The sequence below is a fragment of the Pseudoalteromonas sp. ATL1 genome, from assembly GCF_058933015.1.
Window position 1 is genome coordinate 36,410 of sequence record NZ_JBZYXL010000002.1, and the last position, 14,301, is coordinate 50,710.

Consider the following 14,301-nt stretch of genomic DNA (forward strand, 5'->3'; position numbering starts at 1 on the left):
ACCGCCCGAAGGCGGCTTTGGTGTTGCGATTATAAAATCATAATAAAGCTTGTTTAAGCGTCTCGTTATGAAGTTTTTCTTTTTTAACGTACTTAATCCACTGCTTGGCTAAATTTGCAGACTTTTTGTGCTTTTCGGCTTGTTCAAAAGCGAGAATAGAAGCATCAAAGTTTTGCAAGTTATACTGTGCCATACCAAGTGCTACATATGCATTCGCTTCAAAAGTTAATTGTCCTTTATTTAGCGCTTTTCTTGCAGCGTCCGCGGCTTCATCAAACTTTTCAAGATTGATATATATTTCAGCCATCCGCTGGTCATAATTACCATGTTCAACCTGAGTACTGGCCTTTGCAAAGTAAGGAATGGCTTTGCTGTCTTCTTTAGCTTGAACCAGTGACTCAGCAATAAACACCTGATTCTTTGCATTATCTTCAACCACGCCAGCCGTTATCCCGCGCTCCATCACTTTGGCAGCTTTGTAAGATAAACCGTTATACATATAAACCTGCGCGAGCTGCATAATCTCAGAGCGAGACTTAACAAACCCTTGTTGCTCGGCGGCTTCAAAAATTGCTAGCTGCTTTTTCTCATTACCAGTTTCTCCGTACATACCCGCTAATTGAACCCAATAGTTAGGCTTATTATACAGCTTCACCATTTTTTCGAGTACTTCGGTCACTTTTTTCGGCTGATTTAACGAATAATAAAGAGCACGTTGAAGAACCAACCAGTTTTCTTTAGGTACTTCACCTTTAGACTCCGATAATCCAATTGCTGTATTAATGTACTTAACAGCCTCAGCATAATCCTTTAACTGATAATTTGCTTGAGCACGTAGAACATAATAATTATCTGGCGTAACCTTAGTATTTATAGCTTCCCACTGGTCTAAATACTTTATTACTTTCTCATATTCAGAATTGGCCATTGCCAGCTGAGCTAAACTAAATGTTGTTGATAATCTAAGCGACTCAGGTATACCTTCTTCCGCAACTACTTTTTCAAACGCAGTAATTGCTTTATCAAGTTGGTTTTCGTTGTAGTAAATAAATCCGTAGAAATTGTACATCATGGCAATTTCATACGAGTTCATACTAGACGCTCTATCCTTGATACCATCTAGCGCTTCTAAACCCGCTTTGACATCACCGTCATCAGCTAATTTTTGTGCTCTGGCAAGCTGACTGTAAACTTTTTCTCTCAGCGCTGGTACACGCTTAGTTTTGGTCTCGCCATCAGCATACGCTGTGTTCACATATATTGATGGTAATAACGCTGCTATAGACGGACCAAATGTGCCTGTAACGAACAGCGCACTGTATAACGCTAAATGTTTAAAACTTTTCATAATCGCACCTCTAAACTTTCATTAACCGTTGATTTGGAATGAAATTTTGTTTTGTACTCCCGCTACTTCAACAGCTTCACCGTTAACAACGCGAGGTTTGTACTTAAACTTAAGTGCCGCATCTAATGCTGCTCTATCAAAAATCGCTTCAGGTTCAGCACTAACCACCTTAGGGTCACGAACTGTGCCTTGTTTTGTTACCACAAACTCAACGATCACGAAGCCTTCAATCCCACGAGATAAAGCGCGACGAGGATATACTGGTGCAACTTTTACGATTGGTAAGTATTCGCCGTCACTCGATTCAAGTGCAAGCCCGCCAGCCAAATCCACATTGGCTTCAACATTTGCACTGAAATCAAAGTCAGCACCCGCCGCATCGAGATCATTACTTTGCATTTGCGGTGCATCCATCGGTGGTGGCGGTTCTTTTGGTGTTGGTGGCTTTTGCGGTTTACGCTCTTTCTTTTGTACCGTTTCTTCTTTTTTCAAACGAACAAAATCAAGCACATTTCCTTTTACAGGATCGGTCATTGCGCCTTCTCCGCCTTGGATAAGCGCTTGCATACCCAAGAACAAGAAGAACGTAATAACACCTGCTATTATCAGTGCTATTAAATAACGCATAATGATTACCTATGATTCCTGTGCCGCAATTGATACATCAAACGCACCAGCCGCACGAGACGCATCCATTACCTTAATTAACATTTCTGTTGTCGCTTTTTTATCAGCCTGAATTACCACACTGCCTTGTGGGTTTTCAGCTTTCAAGCGCTCGATATTTGCTTGTACGGCACGAATGTCAACTTGACGCTTATTGATCCAAATTTCGCCTTTGTCTGAAATAGCCACAAGGATGTTAGCGCGTTGCTTTTTAACAGCGGTAGCCGCTTCTGGACGGTTTACGTCGATACCCGCTTCTTTAACGAAAGACGCAGTAACGATGAAGAAAATCAACATGATGAATACGACGTCTAGCATTGGCGTCATGTTAATTTCTTCTGCTTCTTCTTCTTGAAATACTTTAGCTAATGGAGCTCTCATAACTTTTTCCTCTCACTGCTCGACCTAGTGGTCAAGCAGCATTTTGTCTTCTAACAGTTCTACTTCACGCTTGGCTTTGCGCTGCAAATAAGTTGATGCAAACACACCAGATAGCGCACCAACCATTCCCGCCATTGTAGGAATTGTGGCTTTTGAAACACCCGATGCCATCGAACGAGCACTACCTGTGCCTGTAATTGCCATGACGTCGAATACTTCAATCATCCCGGTTACTGTGCCTAAAAGACCAAGCAGAGGACACAAGGCAACCATCACATTGATGTAGGGTAAGTTTGCATTTAAGCGAATTCCAGCACGTGAAATTTGCGCTTGACGAATTTGTTCTGCATTCCAGCTGTTTCTCTCACTACGTGACTTCCAAGCAGTAAGAAGTTCATTTTGATATGTTCTGTAACGACCAAATACAAACATAAAGCGCTCTAAAATTAGCAACCACATGGCGAAGATGATTAGGCCGATGACCAGGAGAACCTGGCCACCTGTATCTAAAAACTCTCGTAGCGCATTGATTGCTTCAACCAATAGGACCACGATTACGCTCCTTTTTCGCTTCGCTCTGCAATGATCCCCGCGCTTTGCTCTTGAAGGATAAGTAGCAAGTTACGTGAACGTGTATTTAGTAGCGTGTATAAGAATACTGTTGGAATTGCGACAACTAGACCAAGTACTGTCGTAACAAGTGCTTGAGAGATACCGCCAGCCATCAGTTTAGGGTCACCTGTACCGAACAATGTGATTGCTTGGAAGGTGTTAATCATACCCGTGACCGTACCTAGTAGACCTAGTAGAGGCGCAACCACTGAAATAATCTTAATCAGAGTTAGGTTACGCGTAATTTTTGGCATTTCACGTAAAATGGCTTCGCTTAACTTAAGTTCTAGTGTGTCGTAAGCAACATCTGGGTACTGATCTTTCACTTTCATAACACGACCTAACGGGTTGTCATCACGTGCTGTGCTGTCTTTAAGTTGGCGATTAATTTTTGCACCCATTAGCATCAGAGAGATAAAACGCTCAAGTGCAATAAGTAGCGCAAGTACACCCACACCTAAGATTACATAACCAACCGCACCACCTTGGTGAACTTGCTCTTCAGTGTTAGGCGCTTGTACTAATAGACCTAAGATAGAACCACCGGTTGGGTCTAGTGCGAATTCAACAACGCCTGATTTCGCAGCTTGTAAATCAGCAGCAGTTTCAGTGAAACGAGCTACTGGCTGACGTGTTAGTTCAGAAATTGTATTGGTAACTGGGTTATAAGTAAGATATTTGCCGTCAGCGATAAGGTTAAATGCACCTACACGCACAACTTCTTTATTCTCTTTAGAGCCACCAGCAACAATCACTTCGTTATTGAAACGTGTAATTTTGCCTTGCTCTGTCATTTCACGTTGCAATTCGAACCATACTTTTTCGATGTCTTCGATTGATGCTAAACGCGATGTTGAACCCATTTTCTTTGCCATTTCATCCATGAATTCGCTACGACCAGGGATCTGAGCTGACACTACTGAGGTTTGGAATTTATTGCTTGAATCACCAGCTACTTGCTGAAGCACACCAAAAAGCTCTTTCAAAGAACCCATGCGCTTTGACAACGTATCAGTCAGGTTTTGTAACTTAATTTCGTTTTCTTCAAACTGCGTTTCTAAACGCTCTGAACGTGCTAGCTCACCGTTGCGCTTTTGTGTTAGCTGATTAAGCATGGCAACTTGTTGATCTTGCATTGCTTTAAACTCAGCTTCACGTGCTTGGTTTTGTTTGTTTTGAGCAATTTGACCTTGCTCTAGTGTTTTAAGCAAAGAGTCTAAATTTAATGCCTCTTCCGCTACCGCAGTTGTTGAAAGCGCTAAAGTTGCTGCCAGAACAGCGTGTTTGCTAAATTGCTTGATAAATTTCATGATGAACCTCTTATTCTGACGCGTGAACTGGAAGCGATAACATATCTGGGGCAAGTTGCTTACGCGCTATGCGTATGCCTTTTTTGATTTGGCTGATGCTTGTATCTTCAAGTGCTACAAATTTGTTTGCAGATTGATCCCAGCTGCCAGCAAGAGAACCATCTTTTGTTACGTACAGTAGTTCCATACGACCGATACGTAAGAAGTCGACTTCACGCTCTTGACCATCTACGTTCAGCAGTGCCGTATACGCTTCGATTGTACGACCGTAATCCACTTCAACTTGATACGCTTCTAGAACTCGGCGGAACTTTTCGCTTGAAGTAACATCCGCTCTATCCATCATTGTTTTTAGCGTAGTAATACGCTCTTTACGCTCTTCAGGTAAGAAAGGTACGTCAAGTTGAACGAACTGCTCTAGGCCTGTGATCATACGGAGCATTAAAGGTGTAATTTGACGCTCAATAACCGAAACCTGATCCATTGACGCGTTGATAGCATTCATTTCATCAAGTTGATTTTTGATTTGTTTGTCCAGTTGCGCGTTATAAACCGCAAGTCCATCGATCTCTTTATTGAGTGTTTTGAACTTTTGCAAACGCGATTGCATCGTGTCAGCAATAGAATCTATTTTAGTTTGAGTCTTTTGTGCAGATTCATTAATTGCACTACTTTTTTCTACGACTTGATTTAAGTCACTCGCTTGAACGCTTGACGCAGTTGCAAGCAAACCTGCTAACAACAGGGGGTTAACGCACTTCATCGCATACACCTTAAGTTTTTGCTAGTAATTAAATTGGGTGCAGTTTAAGGGCGTTTGATGACAGAAGTGTTGCGCAAATAATACAGAATAATGACAATAGCCATAAAAGGTACACGAAATGAGCTGGGGCGCTTTTATTTTGAACTTAACAACAATTTACCGATTTAAAAAACAGAAAAGCCAGCTCAAATATCGCTGGCTTTTCTTAGCAGTAGATAGATTAAAATCAAACTTTAAACTTCATAACCATTTTTTCTAACTCATCAAATTGTGCTTGCAATTGCCTGCACTCACCGAGTGTAGCATTTAAGTTCTCAGAGCCTTGAACTGACAAATCGCTTATATGATGAATATCGCTATCCAATGATTGGATCACCGTATTTTGCTCTTGCGTCGCACTCGCAACGGCATGGTTCACTCCATCAATGGAATCAATTGCATTACTCACTTCATGCATTTTCTCTCCAGCTTGGCTCGCTTGCGATGCACTCTTCGCTGAATCTTCTAAAGATGATTTCATAACCGCAACAGCCGATGCTGAGCCTTGCTGCAATTCACTGATGGTATTTTGAATTTCTTGGGTAGACTCTTGAGTTCTTTGCGCCAGTTGTCTCACTTCGTCAGCAACAACTGCGAAACCTCTTCCCGCCTCACCTGCGCGTGCAGCTTCAATCGCGGCGTTCAGTGCTAGCAAGTTTGTCTGCTCACTAACACCTTTGATCACTTCCAGTACCTGGCCGATGCTGGCTGAATGCTTATCTAAACTATCAACTGTCGATTGTGCCTGTGCCATTTTATCACTCAGTGACGCGATCTCTGAGATATTGGCATTAAGCGCTGTTTGACTATCTATACTTAAGCGATTTGCTTCAGTGGCAAGTTCAGAGGCATGCGTCGCATTATTAGAGATCTCCACCGCACTTGATGACAATTCATTAATCGCTGTTGCCACATTGTCTGTGCGCTTGGTTTGGTCGCTATACATGCTTAATGTTGACTGAGTTTGCGCAATTAAACTTTCTACGGAGTGTTCCAAAGTAATCGTTGTATCTTTTACCTGCGCAATGGATACATGTATTTTTTCAATAAACAAGTTGAAGTAGTTAGACAACTCACCAAACTCATCATCGTTTTCGACCTGCAAGCGACGTGTTAAATCACCTTCGCCTTGTGCAATATCTTTAATTGCTTCGTTAAGATGGTCGACAGGACGCATTAAGTATTTCAGCAGGAATTTAAGCATAAACACGATGACTATCACACCAAGAAGCATGTATATCGCTGCCATATTCCTAAATGAAGACACAGACGCATAGGCTATTTCTTCATTGATCACAACGCCTAGATACCAATCTACGTTTTTTATGCCCTTCATTTTTACAAACGAAATTAAACGCGCTGTGCCATCAATCTCTTCTTCAACAAAGTCCGCCTTAAGTTCAAGGTTTTTGCCAAAGAGATCAGACATCGGTTTATCATTTAACTTCGTGTTTGGGTGTGAAAGAATTCGCCCTTCTGAGTCTAATAAGAACCCATAACCAAAGCCTAAGAAATCTATTTCATTGATTATTTCAGTAATCGTGGCCATATCAATATCGCCACCAGCAACACCTAATAGCTGGCTTCCACTTGATACGGGTACAACCGCGGAGATGGTTAACTCATTAGTTGTTACGTCTATATAAGGGTTGGTAAATGCCGTACCATTCTTTTCTTTTGCTAATTGATACCAAGGGCGTGTGGTTGCATCATAGTCTGGTGGCAACACAATACTTGGATCATCTAAAATAAAAGTCCCCTCTTTCATACCGATATAAACGTTTTTAAAATCACCAGCGGCATCCGCTGTCGCTAAACGTCGTAAGATCTGTTCTTTTGAATCCGAAGCGCGATGCCCTAAAGCAACCGAGCTAACAATAGCCAGTCTATCATTAAGCCAATTCGCTATATTTTGAGAAACAGATTGGGAAATTTCTTGTAACACAAGTGTGAGTTGCTGCTGCGTCTGGCTACGCATTGCGATGAAGTTATTAACAGTAAATAACCCCAACACTAATACCAGCACTAAAGATGCAGCTATGGTTACCTTGGTAGTGAACTTAAACGATTTGAACATTCTGCGCCTATTATTATTTCTTTTCTGCATGACCTACTGTGTTTATTGCTATTCACGCTGACATCAGTAGGCTTTACTCGTATTTAACAAAATTAAACAGGTTTGTCTTTTGCTATCGGTCAGTATCTGAGATTTTTTAGGGAAAAATGAAAAAATACGATTAATCGAATAAAAAAAGAGCAAACTTCAAGATGTTACTTACCCTCATAGTATAGCTACAAAATGACATGTGTGTTTTTATCAAAAAATATTGTAAACAAGACCAAATATGGAACGTTCCATAGATTTACATACATTAAACAGTATGAATACGTATTCAAAAGTTGGTTTATTTTGCACGGGCACAAAAAAAGCAAGCCAAAGCTTGCTTTTTTGGGTTCGAATGGAAGGTCTATTTCACTTTCCTATGCCAAAGTGACGACCAATTGACAACATTGAGCCCGTACCATGCGATATACAAGTAGCAAACAAGTGGCACAATAAAGCTGTATTGGATATTAACATTGTCAGCAAATACGCCTTGAAGTAACGGTACTAGTGCCCCCCCCACAATCGCTAAACATAGCCAGCCTGAGCCTTTACTTGTCAGTGACCCTAAGCCTTCAATCGCAACAGAGAAAATGGTTGGAAACATAATTGAATTGAATAGGCCGATTGCTAATACCGCCCACATCGCCACAGAGCCTTGGGATACCATCGTAGTCATCAGCAAGGCCACTATACACAGAGCGTTAAACGTCAGCGCCTTTGAAGGTGCAATCTTTTGTAAAGCCGCGGAACCAATAAAGCGTCCTACCATCGCTCCTCCCCAATAATAGCTAATCAATTTTGCTGCAGCATGCTCTTCGAGTCCAGCGATGTTTGGTTGTGCAAAATAATTAACTAAGAAGCTACCTATCGCAACCTCTGCACCGACGTAACAAAATATCGCACCAACCCCCATGACAAGGTGCTTAGCTTCAATTAGGTTGTGCCCTTTCGCTTTACAGTCTTGCTCTTGTGTGTGTGATTCGATAGTTGGCAACTTGAGGAATGCAAAAACTATCGCGATAGCCAGTAATGCACCAGCAAGCATCAAATAAGGCACTTTAACCGACTCAGCGCCAGCTTCAGCCGCGAGTGCCCCTGCTGTACCAAAAAACAATAAGCCGCCAACATATGGGCCGACGGTCGTTCCTAAGGAATTGAGTGCTTGCGCTAAGTTTAATCGGCTAGATGCGGTTTTTTCTGGACCAAGGGCTGCGACATAAGGGTTAGCAGAAACCTGAAGCACAGTTATCCCAGAAGCCAACACGAACAGAGCGCCTAAAAACAGGAAATATTCATGAACAACAACCGCTGGGTAAAAAAGTAAACAGCCAATAGACGCAACTATTAAACCCGTGAGAATACCATTTTTGTAGCCTAGTCTTTTGACCAATGCACCTGCAGGTAATGAAACGATGAAGTAGGCGCTAAAAAAGCAAAATTGAATCATCATCGCTTCTGTATAGTTTAAGTCAAAGACACTCTTGAGCCTTGGAATTAAAACGTCATTTAATACGGTAATAAAACCCCATAGAAAAAACAGGGTCGTCATTGCTGATAAAGGTAATAGATAGTTTTTGTCTTCGTTTTCACCTTGAGCAACATAATTTTGGTTTGTGTTGATCTCACTCACAAGTAAATCTCCAATATACGGGTTTTATGATTTTACATGCTATGAAAAGAAAAACACCGCCTTGAATGCGGAACGTTCCACTAACTCAGGGGGGGTTTTAGTGTGTTTTATAACCCCAAAGCACCTTTTCTATTATCAACTCAAAGTTAATACACAGAGTAATACGGCTTACATTTTAAAATTTGCGTGAAAGTAGCTAGGCAACCTCTGGCTTTTAAATTTTCACATCCCTAGCTAAATTTTTAATAATGGAGAGGGCTAATCACAATCAAACTCTGGCCAATCTGTGACATAATCTTCAAAATCGTGCTCTAGAGAAACTTGGTTGTCTTTCGTAATTCGACCTTTAACGCTGATCCCCAGCTGATGCATTTTCTCTTTACTTCCACCATTCAGTAGAGGATGCCAGCTTGCTAATCCCCTTCCCTCATGCAGCCGCCTATAGCTGCAACTTTGTGGCATAAAGAAAATATCTTTTAAGTTTTCTTTGGTGAGCTTAACGCAAGAAGGCACTAGCTGTTGACGCTCATTATATCGCGTACAGCCACACGTCTGCTCATCGATATACTGACATATTAGGCTAGTGTATATCAGCGTTTCCCCCTCTCGAAGAAAGTCAGTGCTGGTGAAGTCATCATCTTCTTCATAGTCACTGTCAATAAAGCTATGTAAGCAGCATTTACCGCATCCATCACAAATTGCTTCCCATTCTTGCTGGGTCATCTGCTCTAGGCTTTTTGTTTGCCAAAAGTGTTGCTCGTTCATTTTTACTACTTAACGGCTCATTAATACTGTGAAGTCTACTTAATTACAGGGCATGACGCAAAGATCAGGCATATTCAACGCTTTTCGTTTTGGGTAAGACAATGTCAATACACAGTCCACCGAGCAAACCATTGTGCGATGTGATGCTGCCGCCATGGGCTACAATAATTTTCTTACATATTGCCAAGCCCATGCCTTTGGCACTGCCGTTGCGCTTTCTTGAAGGCTCTTCTCGATACAGTGGTTCAAAAAGTAATTGATGTGCTTCATAAGTTAACGGTTTGCCACTGTCCTCAAGGCGTATGACTAAACTGTCTTGAGTTTCAATAAAACTCATCGTGATTTCAACATCACTGCCGGCATATTTAACAGAGTTGCTCACAATTTCTTTTATCACGTTGGTCATTGCTTGTGTGTCAATATCTATCACTTGAGCACTAGACAATTGGCAATTTAAGTTAAGTTTATGCTTTTTTAAATCAAGTAACTGAAGACACTGATGATGAACTTCATTGATATAAGGTGTCAGTTTCGTGGACGTGATCTTTAAACTTTTGCCTATGTGAGTTGCATCGCTGATTTGCATTAAACCATTAATAAACTCATTCAGTTCATCTATTTTTTCGTGCAGCTTTCTATAAGAGTCGTGCACATTTTCTACAATGTTATGCTCTAAAGACTCCACCTGAATCTTCATGACTGTCAGTGGTGTTCTTAATTCATGTGATAGATCAGTAAACAAACGCTGTTCATTTTTTTTGCTTCGTTCAGATTGAACCTTTGTGTTGTTTTGTTCTTCAATGACAGATTGATTTAGGGAGTCTACTTGGCTTTGTAAGTGAAACACCAATTGCTTTTGCACCGATTTATGCTGGATAGCCATCGCTACAGTGAATAGGCATACCTCTATCAAGTATCCTATTTTTATGTACGTTGCTATGTCAAAAAAGCCAAATGCATCACCAAAACTCGCCCCAACAATGGTGAGCACGTTTACAAATAAAACATGGTTAAACAAGCTAATTGAGAATACGCCGATACCGGGGGCTTTTTGATGTAAAGACCAGCGACAGGTATAAAGAAAAATAGGAATGATGAGTGAACTTGCCAGTAGGTTATAAAAAACCGAACCGATTGACAGCGCGACTGGCACTAAGCAAATGTATAATGCGATACAGCCTTTATATACGCTATCTAAACGAGGATGATAGAGCTTTAAATGCAGGAACCGCCTTACAAACAACAGATGAAAAACGGGCACAATTGCCATGAGCAAAATTGAAAAGCTATTGGAGATATTACCCGATTCAGGCCATAGGTATTGATACGTTAACCCAGCCATATCAATAACAATGAGGAAAAACAAACTGGTCCAAATGGCATATAAGGCGTTGGTCCAATTAGGGTTAAAGTATAAATTGACCAGTACGATTAATAATATAGCAATCACGATACCTGCTATTACCGCATTGTTTATTAAGCTATTTTGAGATGCTTGAATATAGCTATCATAGTTATATAAACGGATATTCGCAGGTGCATTGGCAAATGTTTGATACTTGATATAGAGCGTTTTAGTCTCGCCTACGCCTATCTCTATAGGCACATACATTTGCGGGTGTGTTATCAGCCGATCAAAAAAGCGACTAGTTTCGTCCAGCTTAAGAAGCGTCTGCTTCGTTTCTCCCCAATACACTTCTAAAATTGGTAGTCTTGCAAACCCAAAAGACACATACCAGTTTTGCTGTTCTGTGTTGTTTTTCAGCGTTAGCTTGGCCCATTTCCAGTATCCTTTAACATTAGGCTTTTGTGCTGTGTATGGTTTGAGCACATGCGGTAGGGCTTTCAATTGACTTAAACTAGAAAGTTGACGCTCATAATCGTAAAAAAACTCTCCAAGGCTATTTACTTCGTATACGCCTTGATCGCTTGTAAGCTCAATTGTACGTGCATCACCATACGAGTGATAGCAGACACACATAAATAGCATTAAATATTGGAGTAGTTTCATACCGCTTGACTGACGATTAGCAATTGTCACAAATTGTATGAGAGGAAAATGTAGTAATTGTGGAGAGATTGCATTTATTTCCTAATTAAAAAGCCATTTTCAATACTAAAGAATTAGTTTTAAATAACTTCCCGTTAGGAAAAGATGTGCCAAACATGGCACATCTCGTATTTTTATCGTTTTGACTATTCAAACGTCACAGTTGCTGAATCGCTCGGTGTGATCGCCTGAGAGCCATCATCATCTGATACCGTTGCTGTCACTGTATTCACATGAGGTGAACTTGTCACAATGGCTGTAAATTGACATTGATAGCTATCACCAGCTTGCGTCGCTGGTGAAATGATCTGTGGTACAGAACAAGTTGTAGACTGAATATCTCCTGCAACTACGGTAACATCTCCAAATTTATCGTCCATCAAAGTCGATATTGTCAAAGACTCCGCATCAGAATCATTAGATACGGTGACCGTATAAGTCGCCAATATTTGTGTAGCTTGCTTAACGACAGTCGCCGCGGGCGGCGTATTTTGAATGTTGACCGTTGCGTCATCTACACCACTGACAACTTCACCATCATCATCCAATCCTGACACTGTCACTACATTTGTCACAGACGTATTACCATTTCCAGACACGTACGTTGTGATAGTACAACTGTAAGACCCACTTGGTGCAATCACTAAAGGCAACTGACAAGTACCTTGACCATTAATTGACCCCAGCTTGTCATCGTCTGCCTCATCAATCGTTACAGTATCAACACTCGAAGTGTTATTGATAGTATACGTATAGGTTACGTTTCCACCTGGCTCGTCTATCACCAGTGGTTGAGCAGTTTTAATAACTTCAATGCTCGAAGGCGTATTTAGAATAATGACAGTTGAAGAGTCACTTGCGCTGACAGGGTTACCCTCATCATCTGCACCCAACGCAGTAATTGTATCTGTTTCAGAGTCGCCCGCATTCCCAGCAACATTGACTTGGAAAGAACATGAGTAACTTGCCCCGACATTAATTAGCTGAGGCACAGAACAATCACCTTGACCGTTCAAGTCGCCATGAATGTTATCAACTAAAGAGGTAATAGTGACAGGGTCGGAGCTTGCTGGACTGGTGTTATTAATGACCACGGAGAATGTAACCATACCGCCTGGTTCAAGTAGCGAAGTCGGGTTAGCAGTCTTATCCAAAGTAATACTTGGAATTGAATCAGTAAGAGTTACTTGCGCAGTATCTTCACCGTTTAAAGTATTACCGTTGTCGTCAACACCCGTCGCTGTCACGATATCAGTTTCAACATCACCCGCGTTACCAGTAATGCTTGTTGTAAACTGACAAGTATAAGTATCAATACCACCGGGATTGCGATCATCGGCAGGGATCACTTGAGGTACGCTACATGTGGTACTTAAAATACCGTCATGACCCGCTGTGGTGATATCGCCATAAATGCTGTCATTCAATGTGTTAAGCGTCACATTATTTGAAGGGTCAATGCCTACGTTTGTAACAGAAACCGTAAATGTTGCTGTGCCGCCCGGCTCCACAAGCGTGTCAGGGTTGACCGATTTAGTCACCAATAACTCAGCAGGTGGGACTGCGATTGGAATATTAAATGTGTCATCACACTTACATTTTGACGGTGATCCAGGAAATGCATCACTAGGATTCACGCAGAGTTCATTCGCCCCCGATTGTCTCCAGCTTGTACAGTAAGGCAAATTTAATTGGCCGTCATTGTCAGGGTCTACACAGGTGGCAGTAAGTGTGAAAGTTGGTGCAAGCGGATTAAAATCCGGTTTGCTAATATCACCACACTCATCCTGAATGCCAGACGGGGTATTCGTGCCAGGGAAAGGATCATTTGTCCCATCAAGGTCTAACCAAGGCGGAGAAGGTTGGAAAGGTAAAGTGGAAATACTACACTGACCACTTACTGCTCCGTCCTTATTTGGGTCACCATCAGTTACAAAATAAATACCAATATCATGCCGTTCTTTAGATGTTGTCTCTACATCAAAAGTCGCAGTAAATTGCACCGTATCGCCTTGATATGCACAGCCATCGTCTAATATTTCTAACTTGGGTGTACCATCTGGATTGCTCGCTACTCCTGCAACTTTTACATCGTTTGCAGTACACTGGACTGCAAAACCTGCCGTTTCTTCCATACAGCCTGCAAATTCGGTCCCTGTTGCTTGTGCACCAATGCTAACAAACCCGCTTGCTAGCGTTAAAAAGCCTAAAGCTAGACCTGTGTATTTCTTTCTCATACTCGTATTAAACATTCATATACTCCTTCATGACCATTTTTAATATGCGCGCATTCCACAAAGATTCAGCGCACAAATCAGTGAAACAAGCGCTCAAATTTGACTAACATATAAAAACCACCTTTTTGTATTACCTCCTTTATTTTTCAAACATGAGAGTTGAAAGAATAAAATATACCCAGCACACTGCCATATTCAGCGTTAATTCATCTTAAAGGAGAATAGATTAGAAAAGTTTAATTACAATTAAAAAACTTTTGATTTACATGCTTTTGATCTTCATTGAATTGGAACGTGAAATTTTTCGTTAAAATCGTGTTTTACAATGTTTTAATTTCATATATAGCAACAATAAATACAGCTGATTTAGCTCGTTTCTCATACCATTCCAAT

11 protein-coding genes are annotated in these 14,301 nt (G+C 41.2%); all 11 read right to left on the reverse strand.

Annotated features, from left to right (window positions below; genetic code table 11):
• Window positions 1-37: 37 nt before the first annotated feature.
• The 11 genes from AC5FX4_RS18410 to AC5FX4_RS18460 all read right to left on the reverse strand — a co-directional run bounded on the left by AC5FX4_RS18410 (window position 38) and on the right by AC5FX4_RS18460 (window position 13,923).
• Window positions 38-1,348, reverse strand: a complete 1,311-nt coding sequence (locus AC5FX4_RS18410; RefSeq protein ID WP_493607877.1) for a tetratricopeptide repeat protein — start codon at window positions 1,346-1,348, stop codon at window positions 38-40.
• Window positions 1,349-1,369: 21 nt separating this feature from the next.
• Complete coding sequence (locus AC5FX4_RS18415) at window positions 1,370-1,975, reverse strand: energy transducer TonB (RefSeq protein WP_493607878.1); 606 nt, start codon at window positions 1,973-1,975, stop codon at window positions 1,370-1,372.
• A 9-nt stretch (window positions 1,976-1,984) separates the two neighbouring features.
• On the reverse strand, window positions 1,985-2,395 hold the full coding sequence (locus AC5FX4_RS18420) for an ExbD/TolR family protein (RefSeq protein ID WP_493607879.1): 411 nt from the start codon (window positions 2,393-2,395) through the stop codon (window positions 1,985-1,987).
• Window positions 2,396-2,419: 24 nt separating this feature from the next.
• Complete coding sequence (locus AC5FX4_RS18425) at window positions 2,420-2,947, reverse strand: MotA/TolQ/ExbB proton channel family protein (RefSeq protein WP_493607880.1); 528 nt, start codon at window positions 2,945-2,947, stop codon at window positions 2,420-2,422.
• A 2-nt stretch (window positions 2,948-2,949) separates the two neighbouring features.
• Entirely contained in the window at window positions 2,950-4,317 is a 1,368-nt protein-coding gene (locus AC5FX4_RS18430) for a MotA/TolQ/ExbB proton channel family protein (RefSeq protein WP_493607881.1), read from the reverse strand.
• 10 nt (window positions 4,318-4,327) lie between these two features.
• On the reverse strand, window positions 4,328-5,080 hold the full coding sequence (locus AC5FX4_RS18435; protein ID WP_493607882.1) for a DUF3450 domain-containing protein: 753 nt from the start codon (window positions 5,078-5,080) through the stop codon (window positions 4,328-4,330).
• A gap of 226 nt (window positions 5,081-5,306) precedes the next feature.
• Window positions 5,307-7,196: a methyl-accepting chemotaxis protein gene (locus tag AC5FX4_RS18440; RefSeq protein WP_493607883.1), complete on the reverse strand. Its 1,890-nt coding sequence runs from the start codon at window positions 7,194-7,196 to the stop codon at window positions 5,307-5,309.
• Window positions 7,197-7,587: 391 nt separating this feature from the next.
• On the reverse strand, window positions 7,588-8,856 hold the full coding sequence (locus AC5FX4_RS18445; protein ID WP_493607884.1) for a sugar MFS transporter: 1,269 nt from the start codon (window positions 8,854-8,856) through the stop codon (window positions 7,588-7,590).
• A gap of 258 nt (window positions 8,857-9,114) precedes the next feature.
• Window positions 9,115-9,621, reverse strand: coding sequence for a YcgN family cysteine cluster protein (locus AC5FX4_RS18450; protein ID WP_493607885.1), 507 nt, complete (start codon window positions 9,619-9,621; stop codon window positions 9,115-9,117).
• 64 nt (window positions 9,622-9,685) lie between these two features.
• Window positions 9,686-11,632: a sensor histidine kinase gene (locus AC5FX4_RS18455; RefSeq protein WP_493607886.1), complete on the reverse strand. Its 1,947-nt coding sequence runs from the start codon at window positions 11,630-11,632 to the stop codon at window positions 9,686-9,688.
• A gap of 185 nt (window positions 11,633-11,817) precedes the next feature.
• Window positions 11,818-13,923 carry a DUF7507 domain-containing protein gene (locus AC5FX4_RS18460; RefSeq protein WP_493607887.1) on the reverse strand — a complete coding sequence of 702 codons (2,106 nt, stop codon included), beginning with the start codon at window positions 13,921-13,923 and terminating at the stop codon, window positions 11,818-11,820.
• Window positions 13,924-14,301 lie beyond the last annotated feature (378 nt).